The following is a 25480-nucleotide window of genomic DNA, read 5'->3' as shown; positions in this document are numbered from 1 at the left end:
GTACCCTATGAAGTTAGCGATGAAACTGCGCACTCGGTTATTCCTGAGCATCTCCGCGCTGATCACCGTTGCCCTGCTAGGTTTGATCCTGGGCTTGGTCAGCGTCATGCAAATGGCCAAGACCCAGGAGTCTTCAATTCGCAGCAACTTCGTTACCCTCGACTTGGGGCTCAAGCTGCGTCAGAGCCTGGGCGACCAGTTGATGATGATGCTGGAGGCGCGCCCTAATCCGGAAGCCCTGGAAGCCTCGAAAGGACGCTACTTTGATTTGCTGGATCAGGGGATTGCCCATGAGCGGCAAGCTCACACCGGAAGCGGCTTCAGCGAGGCCATGACGGACTACTTGAGTTTCCTCAAGGCTTTCGATGAGTCTCAGCAGGCTTCGCCGCCGCCGGGCAGCAAGGAAAAACTCCACGAAACCTTCAACGTGCTGCGTAACGGCCTGATCGCCGAACACAAGCACGCCCTGGAAAGCATCAGCGCCAGCGAACAAAAGTCCCGCGCGCGCGCCTTGCTGATTGCCGGCGTTCTGGGATTGGTGGGGCTCGCGGTGCTGATCATCGGATTCATTACGGCTCATGGCATTGCCCGGCGTTTTGGCGGGCCGATCGAAGCCCTGGCCAAGGCGGCGGACAAGATCGGGCAGGGCGATTTCGAGGTGACGCTGCCCATCTCCTCTGCCGCGGAAATGAACCTGTTGACCCGGCGCTTCGGCATCATGGCCGAAGCGTTGCGCCAGCATCAGGCGACCAATGTCGATGAACTGCTGGCGGGCCAGCAGCGCCTGCAAGCGGTGCTCGACAGCATCGACGATGGCTTGCTGATGATCGACCGCCAAGGCCGCCTGGAGCATCTCAACCCTGTCGCCCAGCGGCAATTAGGTTGGGACGAGGAACGCCTCGGCCAGGGCCTGGGCGAGGCGTTGGTGCGTCCGGAACTGGACGAGCAACTGCAACTGGTACTGCGAGGCGGCAACCTGGAGCGGGCGCCGGACGATCTGGAAGTGGAAGTCGAAGGCGAACTGCGCCTGCTGACCTACAGCTTGACCCCCGTGAGCCATACCGAGGGGCATATCCTCGGCGCGGTGATGGTGCTGCATGACGTCACCGAACAACGGGCATTCGAGCGGGTGCGCAGCGAGTTCGTACTACGCGCCTCCCATGAACTGCGTACGCCGGTGACCGGCATGCACATGGCATTCGGACTGTTCCGCGAACGCGCGAAGTTTCCCGCAGAGTCCCGTGAAGCGGACCTGCTGGACACGGTTAATGAAGAGATGCAGCGCCTGATGCAGTTGATCAACGACCTGCTCAATTTCTCGCGGTACCAGAACGGCCTGCAGAAACTCACGCTGGGGCAGTGCGATGTGACTGACCTGCTGGAACACGCCCGGGCGCGCTTCGTCGAGCCAGCCAACGCGCAAAACGTCGAACTGCTGGTAGAAACTCAATCCGACCTGCCCAGATTGTATGCAGACCAGGCACAACTGGAGCGGGTGCTCGATAACCTGCTGGGTAACGCCCTGCGCCATACAGCCACTGGCGGGCAGATTCGCCTGCAGGCGCGCCGCCATGGTGAGCGGGTGATTGTCAGCGTCGAAGATAACGGCGAAGGCATCGCTTACGGGCAACAGGGGCGGATCTTCGAGCCCTTCGTCCAGGTAGGCCGCAAGAAAGGCGGCGCCGGCCTGGGGCTGGCGCTGTGCAAGGAGATCGTGCAATTGCACGGCGGCCGCATGGGCGTGTATTCGCGGCCGGGGCAAGGCACTCAGTTCTATATGGCGTTACCGCTTTAACGGTGGTTCAACGCTCGCAGGATCGCTGCACTCTCCGCATCTGGCGCGCCGTCAAAAAGCGATGGCCGGAAATGCATCTGGAACGCCGCGATCACATGACGCGTGGCCACATCCAGCTCTCCGGTCTGGGGTGTCTGGTAGCCCAGACGCGCCAACTCTTCCTGAAACCAGGTAATGCTCGGCAGCTCGGTGGCGTATTGCACCTGGTAGCGCGCGAAAGCCTGGGCATCCGGCCATACGCCCAGCCCTTCAGCAGCCAGGCGCTTCCAAGGGAATAGCGGGCCCGGGTCCAACTTGCGCAGCGGTGCGATATCGCTGTGACCAATAATGTTTTTGGGGTCGATGCCGTTGCGCTTACTGATGTCTTTGAGCAAGACCACCAGGGATTGCACCTGCGCCTCAGAGTACGGGTACCAGAGTCGGCCAGTCGGCGTGTCCTTGTAGCCAGGGTTCACGATCTCGATACCGATGGAGCTGGAGTTAAGCCAGGTGCGCCCCATCCACTCGCTTTCCCCGGCATGCCAGGCGCGCTGGCTCTCATCAACCAGCTTGTAAATGGTGGCGGAGGCATCGTCGCCGATCAGGTAATGGCTGCTGACCTGGCCGTGGGTGAGCAATGCCAGGGAGCGTTCAAGGTTGGTGGAGGTGTAATGGACGACCACGAACTGCACGCGGTTGTCGTGATTCACCGAGGGGTGGTTGGTGTCCAGGCGAGGGCCGCTGGCGCAGCCCGCAAGCAGAAGGAACACAAAAGCAAAGTACAAGGATTTCATGACGGAAGACGTTACACTGAAGACGATAATGCAACAGTGTAACGTACCGATTGTGGCCTGGCGGTCAAATTACAAAATGGAACATTTTTTAGGCTGCCTGCACCTGATTCCGTCCCGCTGCCTTTGCCCGATATAGCGCCGCATCGGCGCGCTTGAGCGCCAGGTCACTGCGCTCTACCGGCTGGAACTGCGCCACGCCCATGGACACCGTGATCGTCACCGGCTCGCCCTTGAAGTGAAACGGGCACGCCTCAATCGCTGCGCGCAACACCTCGCCCGCCGCCAGGGCATCCTTCAAGGATGAGTCAGGCATCAGCAAGACAAACTCTTCACCGCCAAAGCGCGCGATAAAGTCAGTCGGTCGCAGGCGTTTGCGCAGCACAGTGGCGATGATTTTCAGCACCCTGTCGCCAGCCAGGTGGCCGTAGCCATCGTTGATGCGCTTGAAGTGATCCAGGTCCAGCATCGCCAGCGACAGGTTGTTGCCGCGCTGGTGCCAAGTGTTGACCTCCTGATCCAGGCGCTCACTCCACGCTGCGCGATTGGGCAAGCCGGTGAGCGGATCGATCAGGGCCTTCTGGCGTTGAACCTCCAGGTGCTCGCGATAGCCTTGGGCTTCCTGCTCCATATTGGCAACCCGCTCGGCCAGGCCCTTCAGACGTGCAGCCGTTTCCTGCTCACGTTGATCGCGCTGCTGCTGGTGCTCATCCATGGTGCCCAGCAGGCCTTCGAGATGGCTTTCCAATACGTGCTTGAGGCTGTCCAGGTCGGCGGCTTCCTGCACGCTGCTTTGCAGGCCGTCGACCTGTTCGCGGATCTGCGTGTCCAGCTCCCGGGCGGCGGAACGGCTATCGGCGTGGCCGTCGCTGGCGACCTGCAAATGCCCCTGGAACGCTTCGAGGCGCTCGTTGAGCTGCTTGAGGTAAGCCTCGAACTCATGCTGGCCGCTGTCGGTGATCGCCAGCATCAAGACTGCCAGGTCGTCGAGGATAGGCAGCAGTTCGTACCAGTTCAGGCCGTGGGCCAGACGCTCACGCATGGCTTCGGCCTGGGGCCGATGGCGCTCGGGCAATGCCAGCTCTTCCAGCAGGCCGAGCAGGGTGTCTTCGATGTGCTTGGCCACGAAGCTGTAGGACGGCTCCGGCGAGTCGGGTAAGGAATACGCGCCATCCGCTTGCAGCTCGTCGGGGTTGGACTCTTCGACCTCCAGCACAGGCGGGAGCGACAGGCTGCCGATGGCAGTCTTATCCGGGGTTTCGACCTGAAGTTCGGGTGTTTCGATGAAGGCGGCAAGGGCGCTTTCCGGTGCCAGCTGTTCTGCCTGAAGTTCGACCTCGGGCTCCACACGCGCCAAGGGCGCTGCGAGCGCTTCAACAGGAGCGGCTTGAGCGGCGGCCTCGTAGACGAACGCTTCACTGGAGGCCTCGGCAACCTTTGCCGGTGCATCCGATTCAACTGCAAGGACAGCCGGCTCTTGAGGCTGTGGCGCAAAGGCGCGCAAGGCTTGCGTCAGCTCCTCGGACTGCTCGGGCTGCTGAGGCTCGGCGACGGGCTTGGCCACAGGGGGTTGCGATGCCGGGATGGGGACCGGTTCGTTTGCTAGCGCCTCGTTCGCGAAATCCTTGGAACCAAACAGACGCTGCAAGAGCCCAGGCCCTGCGCGCGTGGTTTCGCCGCCGGGCTCCAGGTTATTCAGCGCCTGGCTTTGCAGGCCACTCAACTCGCTCAGCAACAACGGGATCTCACGTGCCTGGCCGACGCGTCCGTCCAACTGCTTGGCAAACGCCTTCAGCGGCCGGATGACCTCACGGGGCAACGGCAGCTTTTGCAGTTGCGTGACCAAGGAGGTCAGCGCAGTGCTGATCTGATCGACCCGGGTTTCGCGGCGCTGCTCTGACTCAAGAACGGCCTTTTCCAGGCGCGGCAGCAACGCGGCGAGGGCGGCGTCCATGTCATCCGTGCGGACAACGTCGCGCATTTCCTTCATGCATTGGTCAACCGCGCGATCGGTGCCCTCAGCCGCCAACGTACTGCGTACGAGCCCACGCCGCATCAGGTCAAGGCGGGCAGCCCAGCGACGTTCGAGCTTTTCCTGTTGCTCAATGCTTTTAAGGTACTTCTCTTTCCAGCGCTGGGCGTCGTCGCTCATGCAAGGGGTCCGCGAGGGCCGGGACTCAGCGCGGGGAATGCATCGGCCGTGAGCGAACCCGGCAGACGAATCTCTACCGCGACCGGCAGGTGATCGGAGATGGGCTGCGCCAGCACCTGCACACTCTCGAGTGTGAGGGTCGGGCTTAGCAGGATATGGTCAAGACAGCGTTGCGGGCGCCAGCTGGGAAACGTAGCTTCGGCTTGCGGTGCCAGTAGGCCAAGGTCGCGCAACGGGGAATTCAGCAGCAGGTCGCTGGCATGGGTGTTCATGTCCCCCATCAGCACCTGGTGTTTGTAATTGCCAATCAGCTCTCGGATGTAGGCCAATTGCAGGGTCCGGGTGCGTGCACCCAGCGCCAAGTGCATCATCACCACGACCAAAGCCTCTGGCCCCTCGCCAAAACGCACAAGGATAGCGCCGCGGCCCTTGGGGCCTGGCAGCGGGTGGTCTTCGATGGCAGAAGGCTTCAAGCGGCTGAGCACACCATTGCTGTGCTGCGCCAGACGCCCGAGGTTGCGATTAAGCTGCTGGTACCAATAAGGGAAGGCACCCAGCTGGGCCAAGTGCTCCACCTGATTGATATAGCCGGAGCGCATGCTGCCGCCATCGGCTTCCTGCAGGGCAACTAGGTCGAAGTCATTCAACAGGTTGCCGATCTTTTGCAGGTTGCCGGCGCGCCCATTGTGGGGCAACAGGTGTTGCCAGCCACGGGTGAGGTAATGCCGATACTTCTCGGTACTGATGCCCACCTGGATATTGAAGCTCAGCAGCCGCAGACGACTGTCCGGCAGCAAACCTGTGGTTTCCAGGTGATGTTCGTTGACCTGCGGATCATGCAGGCCAACCACACGTTCGGTACCCCAGCGGCGCATGACAGGCCCCTTACTTGGCTGCGCGCTCTTTGGCGATCAGCTGGTCGGCAACATTAAGGACAGCTTCCGGGCCGCCAGCAGTACCCAGGTCAAAACGGTATTTGCCGTTGACGATCAGCGTCGGTACACCTTGCACGCCATACTTCTGCGCCAGTTCCTTGGCCTGTTTGATCTGGCCCTGTATCGCGAAGGAGTTGAAGGTGGCCAGGAACTTGTCCTTGTCGACGCCTTGGGTGGCAACGAAGTCAGCCATTTCGTCTGGTTTGGTCAGGCGTTTGCCTTCTTTCTGAATCGCATTGAACACGGCGTTGTGCACCTTGTGCTCTACGCCCATGGCTTCCAGGGTCAAGAACAGTTGGCCATGAGCATCCCATGGGCCGCCAAACATGGCAGGGATACGTTTGAAGTTCACGTCCTTAGGCAGTTTCTCAACCCATGGGTTGATCGTCGGCTCAAAAGCGTAGCAATGCGGGCAGCCATACCAGAACAGCTCCACCACTTCGATCTTGCCTGGCACCGAAACCGGAACCGGGTTGGCCAATTCAACATAGGTTTTCCCGGCTTCAAGCGGCACGTCGGCAGCTTGTGCGGTCATGCCGAAGAGGCTGGCAGTGACGAGAGCGGCGCTGAGGATCAGATTACGCATGCTTTACTCCTGGACAAATAAAGTCGCCTCACGCGACCTTTGTTGTGACAGGTCTACGCGGGCATGAGTTCGTTAGTGTAACGGTAGCGGCCACAAAAAAGGGCAGCCTAAGCCACCCTTTTTATGCTTGCATCGATGGATTAATCGAGCGTTAACGTCGTGTGCGCCTCAGTGTAGCCCCTGGATGTAGCTGGAGACCGCCGCAATGTCTTCATCACTCAGCTTGCGAGCAATTGTGCGCATGATCATCGCATCGCCGTCGTTGCTTCGCCCGTCCTCTTCCTTACGGAAATCGGTCAACTGTTTGGCGATGTAGGTTGCGTGCTGGCCACTCAAGTGCGGGAAGCCAGCGGCTGCTATACCGGCGCCATTTGGCGAGTGGCAGCCGGTGCAGGCAGGAAGACCTTTTTCCAGGTCGCCGCCGCGGAACAGTTTCTCACCACGGGCCACCAGTTTCGGATCGGCAGCTCCCACACTGCCTTTCTGGCTGGCAAAATACGCGGCGATGTCTGCCAGGTCCTGATCGCTGAGGTTGGTCAGCAAGCCGGTCATTTCCAGGACGGTGCGCTTGCCAGACTTGATATCCTGCATCTGCTTGGTCAGGTAGCGCTCTCCCTGGCCGGCCAGTTTGGGGAAGTTCGGCGCCGGGCTGTTACCATCCGGTCCATGGCAAGCACCACATACAGCGGCTTTCGCCTGGCCCGCTGTAGCGTCGCCTGCAGCATGGGCAACACCAGTGATGCCCAAGGTCAACAGCAGACTCACGATCAGTTTGTTCATCAGCTAATCCAACTACGGCTAAGGGTTTAAGAGTTATCAACCGGGTTTACTCACCATCAACTCAATGATGGCCTGGTAATCCTCAGTACTGCAGTCCATGCACAAACCACGCGGCGGCATTGCCTTGAAACCCTGGGTCACGTGTTGCACCCGCGTGACCACGCAAACTCGGTTGTACACTGCTTCCGGATCCTGTGTAGCCTGAGCACCCTAAAGCGGGGCCAGGACACCGACAGCGCGCAACCACTTGGTCAAACGTCGACCATTCAGGGTTTGAGAGCGTTTTGCGTTCTAATGCGCAATAAAGGTCTTTCGCTCCCGTGAACTTCGCCCTTCGCTGGGACAAAGCACACACAAAATCTGCGGCATTATATACTGGCGCTACTGAAACGGAAACGACACCGCTTGCCGCACCCTTTCTCGGCATCGCCCACATCGGAAATCTCATGCAACTCAAGAATCCCATCCTCGGCCTGTGCCAACAGTCCACGTTCATGCTCAGCGCCGCCAAAGTTGACCAATGCCCGGATGACGAAGGCTTTGAAGTCGCCTTTGCCGGTCGTTCCAACGCCGGTAAGTCCAGCGCACTGAACACCCTGACTCACGCCAGCCTGGCACGTACCTCGAAAACCCCGGGCCGCACGCAACTCCTCAACTTCTTCAAGCTAGACGATGATCGGCGTCTGGTCGACCTTCCGGGCTACGGTTACGCAAAAGTACCCATCCCGCTGAAGCTGCACTGGCAGCGTCACCTCGAGGCTTATCTGGGTGGCCGCGAGAGTTTGAAGGGTTTGATTTTGATGATGGACATCCGCCATCCGATGACCGATTTCGACCTGTTGATGCTCGATTGGGCTGTTGCCAGCGGCATGCCGATGCATATCCTGCTGACCAAGGCAGACAAACTGACCTACGGCGCCGCCAAGAACACTCTGCTCAAAGTGCAGGCCGAAATCCGTAAAGGCTGGGGTGACGCGATCACTATCCAACTGTTCTCGGCGCCGAAGCGTATGGGCCTGGAAGACGCCTACACCGTACTGGCCGGCTGGATGGAATTGGCCGACAAGGGCGCGGAAATCGCGGAGTAACTTTTCTGCAGGCAAAAAAAACCCCGGACTTCGTATGGGGAGGGGAAGTTCGGGGTTCAAGTTCCGGACCGCTAGGGCGGGATCCAGATATCTGCCAACACTTAACACAACATAGGAGCATTGAAGGGCTTCACCACCCATTCAGTAACTCTGAGTGGCAGTTCACGGGTTAAGTTCCGGCAGGCTCAAAAACTATTGGAAATAACTGACAGCGACTTCCGGACTAAAGCACTGTGCCACCACCCAAGGTGGTGGCAAAGCCTCGTAATCAGTGCGCTTCGTCCCAGTTATCGCCCACACCTACTTCCACCAGCAGTGGCACATCCAACTGAGCAGCCGCACTCATGTGCTCACGGATCCTCTCGCTGACTTCGGCCACCAAGTCCTCACGCACTTCCAGCACCAATTCATCGTGCACCTGCAGGATGACCTTGGCATCCAGGCCCGAATCGGTCAGCCAATTGTCCACCAGCACCATGGCTTTCTTGATGATGTCCGCCGCCGTGCCCTGCATTGGCGCGTTGATCGCGGTGCGTTCTGCCGCCGCGCGCTCCTGTGGCTTGTTGGAATGGATATCCGGCAAATACAGCCGGCGCCCGAAGAAGGTTTCGACGTAACCCTGGTCGGAAGCCTGGGCGCGGGTGCGCTCCATGTACTCGCGAACCCCGGGATAACGGGCGAAGTACACATCGATGTACGCCTTGGCCGTCTTGGTATCGACGCCGATATCCTTGCCAAGCTTCTGCGCGCCCATGCCATAGATCAAACCGAAGTTGATCGCCTTCGCGCTGCGGCGCTGGTCAGAAGTAACCTCACCCAGCTCAACCTTGAACACCTCGGCGGCCGTCGCCGTGTGCACATCGAGGTTGTGACGGAAGGCGTTCATCAACCCTTCGTCCTTCGACAGGTGCGCCATGATCCGCAGCTCGATTTGCGAATAGTCCGCCGCCAGCAGTTTGTAGCCCTTAGGCGCAACAAACGCCTGGCGAATCCGCCGCCCTTCGGCGGTGCGCACCGGAATATTCTGCAGATTCGGGTCACTCGAGGACAAGCGCCCGGTAGCCGCCACGGCCTGGTGATAGGACGTGTGGATCCGCCCGGTGCGCGGGTTGATTTGTTCCGGCAAGCGATCGGTGTAAGTGCTTTTCAGCTTGCTCATGCTGCGGTACTGCATCAGCACCTTGGGCAGCGGATAGTCATCTTCGGCGAGCTTGGCCAGCACTTCTTCGGCAGTCGACGCCTGGCCCTTACCGGTTTTTTTCAGCACCGGCAGGCCGAGTTTTTCGTAAAGGATCGCGCCGAGCTGCTTGGGCGAACCCAAGTTGAATTCCTCGCCGGCGATCTCGAACGCCTGGCGCTCCAGTTCGACCATCTTGTTGCCCAGCTCGATGCTCTGGATACCCAGCAGCTCCTTGTCCACCAGCGCACCCTGGCGCTCGATACGGGCCAGCACCGGTACCAACGGAATCTCGATATCCGTGAGCACACTCACCAGGCTCGGGATTGCTGACAGTTGCGCGAACAGCTCCTGATGCAGGCGCAAGGTCACATCGGCATCTTCAGCCGCATAAGGGCCGGCCTGCTCCAATGCGATCTGGTTGAAGGTGAGCTGCTTGGCGCCCCTGCCGGCGATGTCCTGGAAACTGACAGTGTCGTAATCCAGGTACTTCTTCGCCAGGCTGTCCATGTCATGCCGGGTTGCGGTGGCGTTTAACACATAGGATTCGAGCATGGTGTCAAAGGCGATGCCCCGCACCGTAATGCCGTGCGCGGGGTCGCCGCCGATGGCGCAGTTGGCCAGGATATTCATGTCGAACTTGGCGTGCTGGCCGACCTTGAGCTTGGTCGGGTCTTCCAGCAACGGTTTCAGGGCCAGCAGCACGGTGTCACGGTCCAACTGCTCAGGCACGCCGACGTAGGCGTGGGTCAGCGGGATGTAGGCGGCTTCATGGGGCTGCACGGCGAAGGAAACACCGACCAACTGTGCCTGTTGGGCGTCGATGCCGGTGGTTTCGGTGTCGAAGGCGAACAACTTCGCGTCGTTGAGCTTTTTCAACCAGCTATCGAAGGTCGCCTGGTCGAGGATGGTGGTGTAGGTGGTCTGCGCTGGCGCCACGGGTTCAACGACTGCTTCAACAACAGGAGCAGCCTTGAGCTCCACACGCTTGGCGTCGCGCTGGATCTCGTCAATCCAGCTCTTGAACTCCAGCAGCGTATACAGCTCCAGCAGTTTTTCACGGTCCGGTTCGATCAGGTGCAGATCATCCAGACCCACATCCAGTGGCACATCAATCTTGATCGTCGCCAGCTGGTAGGAAAGGAACGCCATCTCTCGATGCTCTTCCAGCTTGGCCGGCAGCGTCTTCGCGCCACGGATAGGCAGGGTCGGCACGATATCCAGCTGCTCATAAAGCTCTTTAAGGCCGCCGTTCACACCGACAAGCAAGCCGGACGCGGTCTTAGGACCGATACCAGGAACACCCGGAATGTTGTCGGACGAATCGCCCATCAACGCCAGATAGTCGATGATCTGCTCCGGAGCGACGCCGAATTTCTCCTTTACGCCCTCGATATCCATCGCACTACCGGTCATGGTATTGACCAAGGTAATGTGGCCGTCCACCAGTTGCGCCATGTCCTTGTCACCGGTCGAAATCACCACCGGGCGGTCAGCGGCGGCGCTGCTGCGGGCCAGGGTGCCGATCACGTCATCGGCCTCGACGCCTTCGACGCATAGCAGCGGGAAGCCCAGTGCGATCACGCTTTGATGCAATGGCTCGATTTGCAGGCGCATGTCATCAGGCATGCTGGGGCGATTGGCCTTGTATTCGGCGTACATGTCATCGCGAAAGGTCCCACCCTTGGCGTCGAACACCACCGCGAACGGGCTGTCCGGGTACTGCCTGCGCAGGCTTTTGAGCATATTCAACACGCCCTTGACCGCACCGGTCGGCAGGCCTTTGGAGGTGGTCAGCGGTGGCAGCGCATGAAAAGCGCGGTACAGATAAGAAGAACCGTCCACCAGGACGAGGGGTGCTTGGCTCATGAGCAGAATCAACCTTTTCGGCGGGTCAGGCGCTAGAATAGCCGGACCAATGACGACAAAGGGACAAGGTTATCATGCGTACATTTAATCGCCTGCTGTTGACCGGCTTGATTTCACTCACTCCGTTGGCTGCCATGGCGGCAGACGATGCGCCTGGGGGTGATCCGCAAGTGACCATTCGCACGGAAGGCGACAAGACCATCCAGGAGTACCGTCAGAACGGGTTCCTGTACGCAATCAAGGTCACTCCGAAAGGGGCGCCTCCCTATTTCCTGGTGCGCGCGGACGGAACCGATGCGAACTTCATCCGCTCTGACCAGCCGGATATGCTGATCCCGTCATGGAAGATCTTCGAATGGAAATGATTTCTTAACTTAAATTGGCGCCGCGCACAGCGGCGCCCGTACTGGCAGTTTTAACCATGTCTGTGTTCACCCCCCTGGCTCGGCCCGAGCTGGAAACCTTTCTCGCCCCTTACGGGCTCGGCCGCCTGATTGATTTCCAGGGGATTGCCGCCGGTAGTGAAAACACCAATTTCTTTGTCAGCCTTGAGCAGGGCGAGTATGTCCTGACACTGGTTGAGCGCGGCCCGGTCGCAGAAATGCCGTTCTTCATCGAGCTGCTCGACGTGCTCCACGACGCTGATTTGCCCGTGCCTTATGCCCTGCGTACAACCGACGGCGTGGCACTGCGCGAGCTGAAAGGCAAACCGGCACTGCTGCAACCGCGCCTGGCCGGCAAGCACATCAAGGACGCCAACGCCCAGCACTGTACCCAGGTCGGCGACCTGCTTGGCCACCTGCACCTGGCGACTCAAGGCGAAAAGGTGCTGGAACGCAAGACCGATCGTGGCCTGGATTGGATGCTGACTGAAGGCACGCAACTGATCTCGCACCTGAATGACGCACAGCAACACCTGCTGAAAGCTGCACTGACGGAAATCGAAGCCCACAAGATCCAGATCCTCGCCCTGCCGCGCGCCAACGTCCACGCCGACCTGTTCCGCGACAACGCGATGTTCGAAGGCACGCACCTCACAGGCCTGATCGACTTCTACAACGCCTGCTCCGGGCCGATGCTGTACGACGTGGCGATCGCCCTGAATGACTGGTGCTCGGATGCCGCCGGCGTGATTGACGGGCAACGCGCCCGTGCGCTGCTCGGCGCCTATGCCGGCCTGCGACCGTTCACCGCCAAGGAAGCCGAACTGTGGCCGACGATGTTGCGGGTGGCGTGCGTGCGGTTCTGGCTGTCACGCCTGATCGCCGCCGAGTCGTTTGCAGGGCAGGATGTGTTGATCCATGACCCGGCGGAGTTCGAGCATCGCTTGGCACAACGCCAGCAGGTCACGATCCAACTGCCGTTCGCCCTCTAAAGCCCCAACTCGGTCAATGTGGGAGCTGGCTTGCCTGCTCCCACATTAGACCTGCGCCGTCTGTTACAACGACTCCAGGCACCCAGCCAAGTCATTCCCCAACTTCTCCAACACCTGCTCATAACCCTGAGCCGTAGCCGGGGTATACCCGCCCAACGCATCCAACTCCGCCAGCTTCACCGGCAAGCCCGCCACCAGCGTTTCAGCCAAACGCGGACGCAACGGCGGCTCGCTGAACACGCAGGTCTTACCCACTTCCTGCAAACGCGTACGCATCGCCGCTACGTGCTGGGCGCCAGGCTGCACTTCAGCGGCGACACTGAACACACCGGCATGTTTGAGCCCATAAGCGTCTTCGAAGTAATCGAAGGCTTCGTGGAACACGAAGTAAGGTTTGCCGCCAATCGGCGCCAGGCGGGCTTTCAGGCGAGCATCCAAAACATCCAGGCGCTCATCAAAGGCTTTCACATTACTCTGGTAACGCACGGCATTGGCCGGGTCTGCGGCCGCCAGATCAGCAGCCATGCGCGCCGCAATCACACGAGCATTCACGGTCGACAGCCACAAGTGCGAATCCAGGCTGCCTGGGCGGTGATCATGATCATGTTCGTCGGCATCGTCGCTATGGGAGTGGCTATCTTCGGCGAAGCGCCGCAGCTTCATACCCGGAAGATCCTGCACCGCTACCGTTGTTGCCGTACGACCTTTCAGCACGCGCGGCAGGAAACTCTCCATATCCGGACCGATCCAGTACAGCAGGTCCACCGACTGCACGCGCCGTACGTCGGATGGACGCAGCGCGTAGTTATGCGGCGACGCACCCGGCGGCAGCAACACCTCCGGTACCGACACGCCGTCCTGCACAGCCGCGGCTATCAACTGCAATGGCTTGATGCTGGTCAGCACCTTGACCTCGGCCTGAGCGGCGCCATTGATGAACAAACTGGTGACAAATACGATAAAAACGGGAAAAAGTCGGGACACGATGACCACTCAATGGCGTAGGAACGGGTAACATAATAACGTCTCTATCAAATGTCTGTCGCCGCTCATGCCTATTACACCACTTGCCAGCCGTCCCCACGACCACTCCCACTGCGTGCATACCGCGCTGTCGGAGGCCGATACCCTCTGCGCACAGAAGGGTTTGCGCCTGACCGCCTTGCGTCGGCGGGTACTGGAACTGGTGTGGCAGAGCCACAAGCCGCTGGGCGCCTACGACATTCTCGGGGTGCTCAGCGAGCAGGACGGCCGTCGTGCAGCGCCACCCACGGTCTACCGTGCGCTGGATTTCCTGCTGGAAAACGGCTTGGTGCACCGCATTGCCTCGCTCAACGCCTTTGTTGGCTGCAACCACCCGGAACACGCGCATCAAGGTCAATTCCTGATCTGCCGCGCGTGCCATGCCGCCATCGAACTTGAACAAAAAAGCATCAGCGACGCCATTATCAGCAGCGCTGCCGATGTCGGCTTTACGGTCGAAGGGCAAACGGTCGAAGTAGTCGGCTTGTGCTCGGGCTGCCAGGGGGCTTGATGAGCAATGCGTTAATCCGCCTGGAACAGGTCGGGGTCACGTTCGCCGGGCAACACGTGCTGGATAACATCGCACTGAGCGTGGAGCCGGGGCAGATCGTCACCCTGATCGGCCCTAACGGCGCCGGCAAGACCACGCTGGTGCGCGCCGTGCTCGGCCTGCTCAAGCCCGACACCGGCAGCGTCTGGCGCAAGCCGAAGCTACGCGTCGGCTACATGCCGCAGAAGCTGCACGTCGACCCGACGCTGCCACTCTCGGTGTTGCGATTCCTTCGCCTGGTGCCGGGCGTGGACCGCGCCCGCGCGCAGGCTGCGCTCAAGGAAGTCGGCGCCGAACAGGTGATCGACAGTCCGGTACAAAGCATCTCCGGCGGCGAAATGCAGCGCGTGCTGCTGGCCCGCGCCTTGTTGCGCGAGCCGGAACTGCTGGTACTGGATGAACCCGTGCAAGGCGTCGACGTCGCCGGCCAGGCCGAGCTGTACAGCCTGATCACGCGCCTGCGCGACCGCCATGGCTGCGGCGTGCTGATGGTGTCCCACGACTTGCACTTGGTGATGAGCACCACCGACCAGGTGGTCTGCCTCAATCGGCACGTGTGCTGCTCCGGCCACCCGGAACAGGTCAGCGGCGACCCGGCGTTCGTCGAGCTGTTCGGCAAAAACGCGCAGAGCCTGGCGATCTATCACCACCACCACGACCACGCGCATGACCTGCATGGCGCGGTCGTGGATGATCCTTCTACCCCTCACGTTCATGGAGATAGCTGCAAGCATGGCTGATTTTCTGCTCTACGCCCTGCTGGCAGGCTTGGCTTTGGCACTGGTTGCAGGCCCGTTGGGCTCCTTCGTGGTCTGGCGGCGCATGGCGTATTTCGGCGACACCTTGTCGCATGCCGCGTTGCTGGGCGTGGCCATGGGCTTTTTGCTCGATGTAAGCCCGACCATCGCGGTGACCGTAGGCTGCCTGCTCCTGGCGGTGCTGCTGGTGACCCTGCAACAGCGCCAGCCACTGGCCTCCGACACCCTGTTGGGCATCCTGGCACCAAGCACCCTGTCTTTGGGCCTGGTGGTGCTGAGCTTTATGCACGAAGTGCGCATCGACCTCATGGCCTATCTGTTCGGCGATCTGCTGGCGATCAGCCCCACTGACCTGACCTGGATCCTCGGCGGCAGCGCGACCGTACTGGTGTTGCTGGTGGCCCTGTGGCGCCCATTGCTGGCGATCACCGTGCATGAAGAGCTGGCCAGGGTGGAGGGTTTGCCCGTACCCGCGCTGCGCATGGCCCTGATGTTGCTGATCGCCGTGGTGATTGCTGTCGCGATGAAGATTGTCGGCGTATTGTTGATCACATCGCTGCTGATCATTCCCGCCGCCGCCGCTCAGCGCCATGCCCGTTCGCCGGAGCAAATGGCGATCGGCGCCAGCCTGTTGGGGGTGTTTGCAGTGTGCGGGGGCTTGGCGCTGTCCTGGTTCAAGGACACGCCTGCCGGGCCATCGATTGTGGTCACGGCCGCCGCCCTGTTTCTGCTGAGTTTTGTCCTGCCCCGTCGAGGGGTGTAGACTTGCTCGCTTTTTGCGCAAATAGAGAGTCGCAGGAATGAAGCCGTTCACCGCCCGATATCTGCTCCTTGCCGCATTTTCCCTGCTGCTGGGCGCCTGTCAAAGCACACCGCCCGCCGCCCCACAGGCACAGGACGCACGTGCTGTGGCCATCACGCAACTGGAGCAAAACCTGGCCAGCAGCGAGCTGGCTACCGCCGAAGATCAGTTGGCCACTCTGCAAGCCCAGTCGCCCAACGACCCGACGCTTGAGGGCTACCAACGCCAATTGGCCGAGGCCTACCTGCAGCGCAGCCAGATAGTGTTGCAAAAAGGTGACGTCAACGCAGCTGCCACTGCGCTAAGCCGGGCGCGTGCGCTGATGCCAAAGGCACCGGCACTCACTGGCGGCGTTAACAGCGCCATCAGCCACGCCCGCAAAGCCGAGCTGGATAAAGCCGAAGCCGCCCTGAAAGCCGCTGAAACTCAGCCCGCCGCCAAGGTCATCGACCCGGCAGCGCCAAGCACCACCGTGGCACTGAACCTCACCGACATCGAAGCACTGCGCCATCAGCTGGATGCAATCGCCACCGACGTCGTGAATTACCAGTGCGACGTGAGCATCCAGGCGCCGCGCACCGAGGATTACCCGTGGCTGGCCACGTTACTGACCAAACGGGTGAAGCGTATTGATTCGGGGTATGACCTGAAGATTCACCGGCAGATTCTGAAGCACATTCCGGCGCAAGTTGTGTTGATTCCGCGCAAAGCGGACTAAAAGCATCGCGGGCAAGCCCGCTCCCACATTTGAACGGTGAACACTTCAAGTGGGGGAGCGGGCTTGCCCGCGATAGCGATCTAACAAACAACAGATGACTTAAGCCGGAATCGCCTTCGCCTTCACCTCACGATCCCAAACCCGATGCTGGCCAATCGCAGCAAAGAATGCCTTGAACGCTTTGGCATCCGACCCCACGATCAACCCCGCATCCGCCTCCAGCTTCAGCAGATCCAGCAAAGGCTTCACGTCACTGGCCACCGCAATCGCCTTCAGGTGCTTGTACGCCTCCAGCACGTAATGCAGTGCCACGCCGTCGCCGCTCAGCGCCTTCACCGACTCTTTCCCACCCGGGATAAACACCGCATCAAACGCAATGGACGGCATACCCTCCATCGACGCGTCGACTGGCAGGCTCTTGCCGTCAGCCGTCTTCACCGGCGCTGACGTCGGCCCCAGCAGCTTGGCATGTGCGCCTTCCGCTGCCAGTGCCTTCTTCAACGCGGCAATCGCCACGCCGTCCACACCATTCGCCGCCAGGATCGCCACCTTGCGGGTTTTGATATCACCCGGCAGCAAGTTCGCCTGGCTCAACGCTGGCGAACGTTCCGGCTTGGTTTGGTGCTCAGGCACAGTACCTTTGGTCGGTGCTGGCAGCCCCAGGTTATGCGCCACGCGCTTGGCCAGTTCCAAGTCGATGTTGGCCAGGATCTCATTGACCTGGCGCGCACGAATAAACTCACGCTCAACCTTACCCAGCTCAAAGCTGTAGGCCGCAATGATGTGCTCCTGCTCGTGCTTGCTCATGCTGCGGAAGAACAGGCGGGCCTGAGAGAAGTGATCGCCGAACGACTCGCTGCGCTCACGGATCTTGTGGGCGTCGATGCGCTCTGGGTACGTCTCGAAGCCGCCATCCTGCGCCGCTGGCGGGGTTTCTTTCGGCCAGCCGCCATCAATCGAGTTTGGCTCGTAAGCCGCACGACCTTTATCAATGGTGGTGCGGTGCATGGCATCGCGCTGGTTGTTATGGAACGGCACGACCGGCTGGTTGATCGGCAACTGGTGAAAGTTCGGGCCACCCAGTCGGCTGATTTGTGTATCGGTGTACGAAAACAGCCGACCTTGCAGCAATGGATCATTGGAGAAGTCGATACCCGGCACGATATGGCCGGGGCAGAACGCGACCTGCTCGACTTCAGCGAAGAAGTTGTCCGGATTACGGTTCAGCACCATTTTGCCCAGCGGGGTGATCGGCACCAGCTCCTCAGGAATCAGCTTGGTCGGGTCGAGAATGTCGAAGTCAAACGCATGCTCCTTATCCTCAGGAATCACCTGCACGCCCAATTCCCACTCAGGGTAATCGCCCATCTCAATGGCTTCCCAGAGATCGCGGCGATGGTAGTCGGTGTCTTTACCGGCGAGCTTTTGCGCTTCATCCCACACCAGCGAGCAAGTACCCGCGGTAGGACGCCAGTGGAATTTGACGAAGTTGGATTTACCCTCGGCATTCACCAAGCGGAAGGTGTGCACACCAAAACCCTGCATGCTGCGCAGGCTTTTTGGAATGGCGCGGTCAGACATTGCCCAGATCACCATGTGGGCAGATTCAGGCTGCAACGAGACGAAGTCCCAGAACGTATCGTGAGCCGAGCCGCCTGTAGGAATCTCGTTGTGAGGCTCTGGCTTAACGGCGTGCACAAAGTCAGGGAACTTGATCGCGTCCTGAATGAAAAACACCGGCATGTTGTTGCCCACCAGGTCGAAGTTGCCTTCTTCGGTGAAGAACTTCACGGCAAAACCCCGTACATCTCGCACCGTATCGCCAGAGCCGCGCGGCCCCTGCACAGTCGAAAACCGGGTAAATACCGGCGTCTTGTGGCCTGGGTCACGCAGGAACCCGGCCTTGGTCAGCGCCGAATGGTTCTCATACGTCTGGAAATAGCCATGAGCGCCAGTGCCACGGGCATGCACGATGCGCTCCGGGATGCGCTCATGGTCAAAGTGCGTGATTTTTTCACGCATGATGAAGTCTTCCAGCAGCGACGGGCCACGGGAGCCGACTTTCAACGTGTTCTGGTTATCGGAAATCTTGACGCCTTGGTTGGTGCGCAGGGCCTGGCCGGTCGCATCGGAACGGAATTCCTCCAAGGCCTGCAGCTTGGCGTTGGTGTTGCCACGGTCCAGGGTATCGGTGCCCGCGAGCTCACTCTTCGACGGGGTGGCTGGCTTCTTGGTACTCATCAGACAAAACTCCTTATTCAAAGTGGCCAGAGCGATCCCCGGCTCGTTTGAGCAAAAACCCCAGGCACGGCACCTGGGATATCGCGTTGCTTAAGTAGTGACTGATGAGGTTTTGGGCCGTTCCTTTTTTATGACCTTTGATCGCGTTATTGCCAAATCGCTGGTTGAATGCGAAATAAATGCTAAGAAACGCTATACGGACAGGCTAAAATGCGCGCCCGGCTAACCGCTGATCCCTTTTCCATGCGCCCCACAAGGTTCGCTACGTGATCGAGTTTCATAACGTCCATAAAACCTACCGCGTTGCCGGTAAGGATATTCCCGCACTGCATGCCACCAGCCTGAGTGTCGAAAACGGCCAGGTGTTCGGCCTGATTGGCCACTCCGGTGCAGGCAAAAGCACACTGCTGCGCCTGATCAACCGCCTCGAAGAACCGAGTGGCGGCCAGATCACGGTTGATGGCGAGGAAGTCACCGCCCTGGACGCCAACGGCCTGCGCCGTTTCCGCCAGCAGGTCGGGATGATCTTCCAGCACTTCAACCTGCTCGCGTCCAAGACCGTTGCCGACAACGTGGCGCTGCCTCTGACCCTGGCCGGCGAATTGTCGCGCAAGGAAATCGACCAGCGCGTCGCCGAATTGCTCGCACGTGTCGGCCTGTCAGACCACGCCAAGAAGTACCCGGCGCAGTTGTCCGGCGGCCAGAAGCAACGCGTCGGCATCGCTCGTGCCTTGGCGACCAAGCCAAAGATCCTGCTGTGCGACGAAGCCACCAGCGCCCTCGACCCGCAAACCACCGCTTCGGTGTTGCAACTGTTGGCCGAGATCAACCGCGAGTTGAAGCTGACCATCGTGCTGATCACCCATGAAATGGACGTGATCCGCCGCGTCTGCGACCACGTGGCGGTAATGGACGCCGGCGTGATCGTCGAGCAAGGCTCGGTCGCCGATGTGTTCCTGCACCCCAAGCACCCGACCACCAAGCGCTTCGTACAAGAATCCGAGCAGGTCGACGAAGGTGAACAGCGCGATGATTTCGCCCACGTCCCAGGCCGCATCGTACACCTGACGTTCCAGGGTGAATCGACCTACGCGCCGTTGCTGGGTACCGTCGCCCGCGAAACGGGTGTGGACTACAGCATCCTTGCCGGTCGTATCGACCGCATCAAAGACATTCCCTACGGGCAATTGACCCTGGCCATTACCGGCGGTGACATGGAAGCGGCCTTCGCCCGCTTTACCGCAGCCGATGTGCACATGGAGGTCCTGCGTTAATGGACGTTTTACTGCATTACTTCGACAAAGTTGACTGGGCTGACATCTGGGTTGCCACCGGCGACACCATGCTGATGCTCAGTACATCGCTGCTGTTCACCGTGCTGGTGGGCCTGCCGCTGGGCGTTCTGCTGTTTCTCTTCAGCCCTCGACAGTTGCTGGAGCAGAAGACCACCTACGCAGTACTGGCATTCGTGGTCAACGCCATACGCTCTCTGCCATTTATCATTCTGCTGATTGTGATGATCCCTACGACGATCTTTATCACAGGCACATCGCTTGGCGTGGCCGGGGCCATTCCACCGCTGGTGGTAGGAGCTTCGACGTTCTTCGCACGGCTGGTGGAAACCGCCCTACGCGAAGTGGACCGCGGCATCATCGAGGCGACTCAAGCAATGGGCGCCACCACCCGGCAGATCATCATCAAGGCGCTTTTGCCGGAGGCTAAGCCCGGTATCATTGCTGCAATCACAGTCACTGCGATCGCACTGGTAGGCTACACCGCGATGGCCGGTGTAGTGGGCGCCGGAGGCTTGGGTGACCTGGCCATTCGTTATGGATACCAGCGTTTTCAGGACGACGTCATGGTCGTCACCGTGGTGATGTTGATTGTGCTGGTACAAATTCTGCAGACCATCGGCGATAAGCTGGTGACGCACTATTCTCGAAAATAACGGCCATTGCCGGCCCCCGCCGGCTATGCCCGAACAAGGAGCTTGCTGGATGAAAAAACTACTGGTTGCTTTCGCCGCCGTTGCCGCGTTTTCCGCCCACGCCGAGACCATTACGGTCGCCGCTTCGCCGGTCCCGCACGCGGAAATCCTGGAATTCGTGAAACCTGCCCTCGCCAAAGAAGGCGTGGACCTGCAGGTCAAAGTCTTCACCGACTACGTGCAGCCGAACGTACAGGTCGCTGAAAAGCGCCTGGACGCCAACTTCTTCCAGCATCAGCCGTACCTGGATGAGTTCAACAAAACCAAGGGCACTCACCTGGTGAGCGTAGCCGGTGTACACCTGGAACCCCTCGGCGCTTACTCCAGCAAATACAAGAAACTGGACGAGTTGCCTGATGGTGCCAACGTGGTGATCCCGAACGACGCCACCAACGGCGGCCGTGCGCTGTTGCTGCTGGCCAAGCACAACCTGATCACCCTGAAGGATCCGACAGACATCCTGTCGACCATCAAAGACATCACCGCCAACCCGAAAAACCTGAAGTTTCGCGAACTCGAAGCCGCCACCCTGCCGCGCGTGCTGACACAGGTTGACCTGGCGCTGATCAACACGAACTACGCGCTGGAAGCCAAGCTGGACCCGTCCAAGGACGCGCTGGTCATCGAAGGCAGCGACTCGCCTTACGTGAACATCCTCGTCACCCGCGAAGACAACAAAGACTCGGACGCCGTGAAGAAGCTGGTCGCAGCCCTGCACACGCCTGAAGTGAAGAAATTCATCGAAGAGAAGTACAAAGGCGCGATCAAGCCGGCGTTCTGACCTGACTCGATCTCCCAAACACTGGAGATCAAAAAATGTGGGAGCGGGCTTTCTCGCGAATGCGGTGGACCAGTCAACATCTTCGTCGACTGATACACCGCATTCGCGGGCAAGCCCACTCCCACATTTGTTTTGTGGTGTTGGCTGGGTTGGCGTCCGGCCTATTTACGCTGTAGCAACACCGGCAGTTGCACCACCAGCTTCTGATTGTTCAACGGCGCCCGGATAAACCCACGCTGCGTCCCATCCGGCCCGATCAGCGCCAGGTTGCCGCTGTGGTCGACGGTGTAGTTCGGCTTGCTGGTATCCGCCGGAATGAACGGAATGCTCACCGCATTTGAAACCTTTTGCACATCCTCCACATTCGCGCCGGTCAGGCCCTGGAACTGCGGGTCGAAGTAGCCCAGGTACTGCTTGAGCTGAGTCGGCGTGTCGCGGTGCGGGTCGACGCTGACCAGGATCACCTGCAACTTATCCACAACGTCCTTGGGCAGTTCGCTTTTGATCTGGCGCAGCTGGGCGAGGGTCGTCGGACAGATGTCCGGGCAAAAGGTGTAGCCGAAGAACAGCAGGCTCCACTTGCCTTTCAACTCATTAACCTGCACCGGTTGGCCTTCCTGATTAGTCATGGTCACCGGCGGTAGCTGACGGCTTTGCGGCAGCAGGATGATACCGGCGTCGATCAAAGCGGTGGGGTCGCCCTGGCCTTTGCCCGAGAGCACTTTGTTGACGGTCAGGCCCATGATCAATGCCACCAGGGCCACCAGGATGAAGACAGTTTTTTGAGTTCGAGTCATAGATTCAACAGTAGGTAGTGGTCTACGAGCAGGGCGATGAACAGCAGCAGCAAGTACCAAATAGAGTACTTGAACGTGTTGATCGCCGCGTGCGGCCGAGCGCCACGGTACAACACCCAGGCCCATTGCAGAAAGCGCCCGCCCAATATCAGCGCGCACGCAAGGTACAACACGCCGCTCATATGGATCACATAGGGCATCAGGCTCACCGCCAGCAGGGCGAAGGTATAGAGCAGGATGTGCACCTTGGTGTAGTGCTCTCCATGGGTGACCGGCAGCATGGGGATATCGGCCTTGGCGTATTCCTCCTTGCGGTGGATGGCCAGCGCCCAGAAGTGCGGCGGGGTCCAGGCGAAGATGATCAGCACCAGCAGCAGCGGTTCGGCACTGACATGGCCGGTGACGGCGACCCAGCCCAATAATGGCGGCGCAGCACCGGCGAGGCCGCCGATGACGATATTTTGAGGCGTCGCACGCTTCAGGAAACCGGTGTAAATCACTGCGTACCCCAGCAGCGAAGCCAAGGTCAGCCATGCCGCCAATGGGTTGGTAAAGGCCAGCAATAGCGCCAATCCCGCAACAGCCAGGAACAATGCAAAGGCCAACGCAGCCAACGGCGACACACGCCCCTGCGCCAGCGGCCGCTTATGGGTGCGCGCCATCACCGCATCAATCCGCCGGTCCACCACGTGGTTCACCACCGCCGCGCCACCGGCACACAGGGCAATGCCCAGGTTGCCGAACACCAGCACTGTCCACGGCACACCCGCGCGCGTTGCGAGAAACATCCCCACCAGCGAGGTGATAAGCATCAGCACCACCACTTTCGGCTTGGTCAGCTCCAGGTAGTCACGCCAGATCGCCTGGCCGTGACGCGCGCCGCTCAAGGTCGCCATGGCATCTCTCCTTTAAGGGTGATGAGGCCCGATACGTGTTTGCGCGGGATAAAACGCCAGCCGAACGGCCGTTGATTACGCACCCGGACCAGGCTGGTGCGGGCGTGGTAATTGACCAGCACCAGGCTCAGCAACAACACGGCGCCTCCTGCGTTATGGCCTGCAGCTATTGCCAGCGGCAGCCCGAACGCCACATTGCTCAGGCCCAGGCAGATTTGCGCAGCCAGGGCGATCAGCAACAAACCCGCTAGCCGCGTCATGCCGACCGCGCGCAGTTGCCAGGCCAGGCCAAGCAATACCAGGCTGACGATCACGGCGCCGATGCGGTGGGTCAAGTGAATGGCCGTGCGCGCTTCGCTGTCCAACTGCCCGCCAAGGTAATTAGGGCCAATATGCTGGGTAAGATGAAAGCCATTGGCAAAATCCGCCGCCGGCCACCATTCGCCATGGCACGTTGGCAGATCAACACAGGCCACCGCCGCGTAGTTGGAGCTGACCCAGCCGCCCAGCGCAATCTGCCCGATCACCAGCACCAAGCCTGCCGTCGCCCAATACTGCAGGCGCTTGGGCACAATCAACGCAGGCAGCACGCCCGACAAGCGCAGGGTCAGCAGAAACAGCAGGCTCAAGGTCGCAAAGCCGCCGAGCAAATGCCCCGTCACCACCTGCGGCCACAGCTTCAACGTGACCGTCCACATGCCAAACGCCGCCTGTGCAAACACTACCGCCAATAGAAACAGCGGCAATTTCACCGGCTGACCGGGATCACGCCGATGGCTCCACGAGCGCGCCGCGAGCAACAAGATCAGTAGGCCCAAAGTGCCTGCGAAGTAGCGGTGAATCATCTCGCTCCAGCCCTTGTCCGCCTCAACCGGTGTAGCGGGGAAATGCAGTTCGGCATGGGCCAGCTGAGTTTCGCTTTGCGGCACGCTGATAAAACCGTAACAGCCGGGCCAGTCCGGGCACCCCAGTCCAGCATGGGTCAGGCGGGTATAAGCGCCCAGCAGCACGACGATCAGCGCCAGCAAGGTGGCAAACAACGCGAGGCGAAATCCAGGTTTGGCCATGACGATGCCCTTATCCGATATTCGACAGTTTCAGCAGATGGCGCAGGTCGTTGAGCACGTCCTTGCCCTTGACCTTGGCGTCGTAGCGCAGCACCAGGTTGCCGTGGGGATCGACGATCCACAGCTGTGCATCGCCCGGCGCGCCGGCGTCCTTGGTGAAGGTCGCCAGGTTCAGCGGGTAACGCTGCAGTTGCGGATATTGCGCCTTGAGCTTGGCCTCGTAGTCGGTGGTGACCGGCTGCGCACTGGCCAAGGCGTGGCTGGCACGGGAGGCGTCGCGGCCGAGGCCGATCTGCAACTGGCGCGCGAGGTACACCAGTTGCTGGCAATCTGCGGCACAGGCAGCGGGCGCGGTGACCAGCAGTTGCCAACGCTGTTCATCGGCTTGCACGCCAATATCGGCGCGGGTCTGGCCGTTGCCGATTATCTCGCCATGGTAGCTGCGGCTTTCCGGCACCCAGAACTGCAATTTGTACATGAAGGTCGCCAGCGCCATCGGGCCGATTACCATCATCAGGATCAGCAACAGCTGCCAACGGCCTTTGCGCCGATCAGGCACGTCAGACATGTTGAGTGGATTCATGGCCGCTCCCATGGGGCTTCTCCTTTTTGTTGTGCCATCCGAGGTAGAGGTAAAGCGCCAGCAGGGCCAGCGACATGGCGAACCACTGCACGGCATAAGCCAGGTGTTTTTCCGGCCCCATGGCCACGATGGCCCAGGTGGTTTCGTAGGTGCCGGGGCCTGCTTCGGCCCGTAGCTCGTAGGCGAAACCGCTGCGCCCCAGTTCAGCCCACAGCGCGGCCGGATGCAGGGCGGTCAGCAAGCGCGGCCATTGCGCGCTCGTCGGGTCAGCATGCAGTTGGAAGGTTTCGCCGGGGGCGACGTAAACCCAGGCATCCAGGTTCAAGGGCTGCTCAGGGGTGGCAAAGACGGGCGGCGTGCGCCGATCCGGCCAAGGCAGCCAGCCGCGATTGAGCAAGAGCCACAGGCCGCTGGCCTGGTCGTGGAAGGGTTGCAGCAGCTCTACGCCGGCCTTGCCGTCACGCAGGCGGTTATCGAGAAACACACTGTGTTCGGCGTCGAATTGCCCGCGCAGGCGCACACGACGAAAAGCCGGGTCAGCCAGTTCGTTAAGCTGTGCACTGCTGATCGGATCAGCCGCACGCCGCTCGGCATAACTGTCCACCATCAGCTGTTTTTCATGGCCGCGGGACAATTGCCAGAACCCCAGGCCCACCATCAACGGCAGCAGCACCAACACCACCAGCGTCGGCGCAATCCCAGGGCGAAAGCTTTTTATGGCGCTGGCTATACTTGTTTTCATTGCCCGCC

24 protein-coding genes and 2 pseudogenes are annotated in these 25480 nt (G+C 60.3%); 11 read left to right on the top strand and 15 right to left on the bottom strand.

Features of this window, described 5'->3' with window-relative positions; translation table 11 throughout:
- The first annotated feature begins 7 nt into the window (after positions 1-7).
- Positions 8-1795 carry an ATP-binding protein gene (locus AACY30_RS22355; protein WP_339470465.1) on the top strand — a complete coding sequence of 596 codons (1788 nt, stop codon included), beginning with the start codon at positions 8-10 and terminating at the stop codon, positions 1793-1795.
- On the opposite strand, the gene AACY30_RS22350 is transcribed toward AACY30_RS22355, so the two are convergent.
- The 7 genes and pseudogenes from AACY30_RS22350 to AACY30_RS27615 form a co-directional block, all read right to left on the bottom strand.
- Positions 1792-2568 carry an N-acetylmuramoyl-L-alanine amidase gene (locus AACY30_RS22350; protein WP_339470466.1) on the bottom strand — a complete coding sequence of 259 codons (777 nt, stop codon included), beginning with the start codon at positions 2566-2568 and terminating at the stop codon, positions 1792-1794. The genes AACY30_RS22355 and AACY30_RS22350 overlap by 4 nt on opposite strands.
- A gap of 88 nt (positions 2569-2656) precedes the next feature.
- A complete protein-coding gene (locus AACY30_RS22345) occupies positions 2657-4717 on the bottom strand; it encodes a GGDEF domain-containing protein (protein ID WP_339470468.1) in 2061 nt (686 codons plus the stop codon).
- Positions 4714-5592, bottom strand: a complete 879-nt coding sequence (locus tag AACY30_RS22340) for an endonuclease/exonuclease/phosphatase family protein (RefSeq protein ID WP_339470470.1) — start codon at positions 5590-5592, stop codon at positions 4714-4716. The genes AACY30_RS22345 and AACY30_RS22340 overlap by 4 nt, the downstream gene beginning before the upstream one ends.
- A gap of 10 nt (positions 5593-5602) precedes the next feature.
- The gene (gene dsbA, locus AACY30_RS22335) at positions 5603-6238 is read right to left on the bottom strand and encodes a thiol:disulfide interchange protein DsbA (RefSeq protein ID WP_339419178.1); all 636 of its coding nucleotides are present in this window, start codon (positions 6236-6238) and stop codon (positions 5603-5605) included.
- A gap of 168 nt (positions 6239-6406) precedes the next feature.
- On the bottom strand, positions 6407-7018 hold the full coding sequence (locus AACY30_RS22330) for a c-type cytochrome (protein WP_339470472.1): 612 nt from the start codon (positions 7016-7018) through the stop codon (positions 6407-6409).
- Positions 7019-7054: 36 nt separating this feature from the next.
- Positions 7055-7174 (bottom strand): annotated as a pseudogene (locus AACY30_RS27620) (c-type cytochrome); the annotation flags it as partial.
- A 3-nt stretch (positions 7175-7177) separates the two neighbouring features.
- A pseudogene (locus AACY30_RS27615) lies at positions 7178-7273 on the bottom strand (cytochrome); the annotation flags it as partial.
- Between the two features lie 191 nt (positions 7274-7464).
- Between AACY30_RS27615 and yihA the strand changes: the two are divergent.
- On the top strand, positions 7465-8106 hold the full coding sequence (gene yihA / locus AACY30_RS22320) for a ribosome biogenesis GTP-binding protein YihA/YsxC (RefSeq protein ID WP_032862650.1): 642 nt from the start codon (positions 7465-7467) through the stop codon (positions 8104-8106).
- 268 nt (positions 8107-8374) lie between these two features.
- On the opposite strand, the gene polA is transcribed toward yihA, so the two are convergent.
- Positions 8375-11152, bottom strand: coding sequence for a DNA polymerase I (gene polA / locus AACY30_RS22315; protein ID WP_339470474.1), 2778 nt, complete (start codon positions 11150-11152; stop codon positions 8375-8377).
- A 74-nt stretch (positions 11153-11226) separates the two neighbouring features.
- On the opposite strand from polA, the gene AACY30_RS22310 reads away from it, so the two are divergent.
- Both AACY30_RS22310 and AACY30_RS22305 read left to right on the top strand, forming a co-directional pair.
- Positions 11227-11517 (top strand): DUF2782 domain-containing protein, encoded by a 291-nt coding sequence (locus AACY30_RS22310; RefSeq protein ID WP_339419185.1) that lies wholly within the window; start codon positions 11227-11229, stop codon positions 11515-11517.
- A gap of 56 nt (positions 11518-11573) precedes the next feature.
- Positions 11574-12527 (top strand): homoserine kinase, encoded by a 954-nt coding sequence (locus AACY30_RS22305; protein WP_339470476.1) that lies wholly within the window; start codon positions 11574-11576, stop codon positions 12525-12527.
- Positions 12528-12590: 63 nt separating this feature from the next.
- On the opposite strand, the gene AACY30_RS22300 is transcribed toward AACY30_RS22305, so the two are convergent.
- Positions 12591-13520: a zinc ABC transporter substrate-binding protein gene (locus tag AACY30_RS22300; RefSeq protein ID WP_339470478.1), complete on the bottom strand. Its 930-nt coding sequence runs from the start codon at positions 13518-13520 to the stop codon at positions 12591-12593.
- Between the two features lie 58 nt (positions 13521-13578).
- Here AACY30_RS22300 and zur point away from each other — a divergent pair, with 58 nt between their 5' ends.
- From zur to AACY30_RS22280, 4 genes are read left to right on the top strand one after another with little or no spacing between them, the layout of a single operon-like run.
- Positions 13579-14061 carry a zinc uptake transcriptional repressor Zur gene (gene zur / locus AACY30_RS22295; RefSeq protein ID WP_065875637.1) on the top strand — a complete coding sequence of 161 codons (483 nt, stop codon included), beginning with the start codon at positions 13579-13581 and terminating at the stop codon, positions 14059-14061.
- On the top strand, positions 14061-14840 hold the full coding sequence (gene znuC / locus AACY30_RS22290; protein WP_314562907.1) for a zinc ABC transporter ATP-binding protein ZnuC: 780 nt from the start codon (positions 14061-14063) through the stop codon (positions 14838-14840). The genes zur and znuC overlap by 1 nt, the downstream gene beginning before the upstream one ends.
- The gene (gene znuB, locus AACY30_RS22285) at positions 14833-15621 is read left to right on the top strand and encodes a zinc ABC transporter permease subunit ZnuB (RefSeq protein ID WP_339427756.1); all 789 of its coding nucleotides are present in this window, start codon (positions 14833-14835) and stop codon (positions 15619-15621) included. Before znuC ends, znuB begins: the two co-directional genes overlap by 8 nt.
- A 37-nt stretch (positions 15622-15658) precedes the next feature.
- Positions 15659-16378 carry a PA5502 family lipoprotein gene (locus AACY30_RS22280; protein ID WP_339419193.1) on the top strand — a complete coding sequence of 240 codons (720 nt, stop codon included), beginning with the start codon at positions 15659-15661 and terminating at the stop codon, positions 16376-16378.
- A 99-nt stretch (positions 16379-16477) separates the two neighbouring features.
- Here AACY30_RS22280 and katE read toward each other — a convergent pair whose 3' ends face one another.
- Complete coding sequence (katE, locus tag AACY30_RS22275) at positions 16478-18640, bottom strand: catalase HPII (RefSeq protein ID WP_445261451.1); 2163 nt, start codon at positions 18638-18640, stop codon at positions 16478-16480.
- A gap of 245 nt (positions 18641-18885) precedes the next feature.
- On the opposite strand from katE, the gene AACY30_RS22270 reads away from it, so the two are divergent.
- Genes AACY30_RS22270 through AACY30_RS22260 form a run of 3 tightly spaced genes read left to right on the top strand, consistent with a single transcriptional unit; the run spans position 18886 to position 21387 of the window.
- Positions 18886-19893, top strand: coding sequence for a methionine ABC transporter ATP-binding protein (locus AACY30_RS22270; protein ID WP_339541135.1), 1008 nt, complete (start codon positions 18886-18888; stop codon positions 19891-19893).
- Positions 19893-20567: a methionine ABC transporter permease gene (locus AACY30_RS22265; RefSeq protein ID WP_065875631.1), complete on the top strand. Its 675-nt coding sequence runs from the start codon at positions 19893-19895 to the stop codon at positions 20565-20567. Before AACY30_RS22270 ends, AACY30_RS22265 begins: the two co-directional genes overlap by 1 nt.
- A 49-nt stretch (positions 20568-20616) precedes the next feature.
- Positions 20617-21387, top strand: coding sequence for a MetQ/NlpA family ABC transporter substrate-binding protein (locus AACY30_RS22260; protein ID WP_339419198.1), 771 nt, complete (start codon positions 20617-20619; stop codon positions 21385-21387).
- Between the two features lie 161 nt (positions 21388-21548).
- Here the strand turns inward: AACY30_RS22260 and AACY30_RS22255 are convergent, their stop codons facing one another.
- From AACY30_RS22255 to AACY30_RS22235, 5 genes are read right to left on the bottom strand one after another with little or no spacing between them, the layout of a single operon-like run.
- On the bottom strand, positions 21549-22184 hold the full coding sequence (locus tag AACY30_RS22255; protein ID WP_339419199.1) for an SCO family protein: 636 nt from the start codon (positions 22182-22184) through the stop codon (positions 21549-21551).
- Positions 22181-23080, bottom strand: a complete 900-nt coding sequence (gene cyoE, locus AACY30_RS22250) for a heme o synthase (RefSeq protein WP_339419201.1) — start codon at positions 23078-23080, stop codon at positions 22181-22183. Before cyoE ends, AACY30_RS22255 begins: the two co-directional genes overlap by 4 nt.
- On the bottom strand, positions 23068-24147 hold the full coding sequence (locus AACY30_RS22245; RefSeq protein ID WP_339470484.1) for a COX15/CtaA family protein: 1080 nt from the start codon (positions 24145-24147) through the stop codon (positions 23068-23070). The genes cyoE and AACY30_RS22245 overlap by 13 nt, the downstream gene beginning before the upstream one ends.
- Positions 24148-24157: 10 nt before the next feature.
- On the bottom strand, positions 24158-24742 hold the full coding sequence (locus AACY30_RS22240) for a hypothetical protein (protein WP_339470485.1): 585 nt from the start codon (positions 24740-24742) through the stop codon (positions 24158-24160).
- Positions 24708-25472, bottom strand: coding sequence for an SURF1 family protein (locus AACY30_RS22235; RefSeq protein ID WP_339470486.1), 765 nt, complete (start codon positions 25470-25472; stop codon positions 24708-24710). The genes AACY30_RS22240 and AACY30_RS22235 overlap by 35 nt, the downstream gene beginning before the upstream one ends.
- Between the last annotated feature and the right edge of the window lie 8 nt (positions 25473-25480).

The sequence above is a fragment of the Pseudomonas sp. RA_5y_Pfl1_P24 genome, from assembly GCF_963970945.1.
Taxonomy (GTDB): domain Bacteria; phylum Pseudomonadota; class Gammaproteobacteria; order Pseudomonadales; family Pseudomonadaceae; genus Aquipseudomonas; species Aquipseudomonas tritici.
This window is presented reverse-complemented; position numbering and strand designations above follow the sequence as displayed.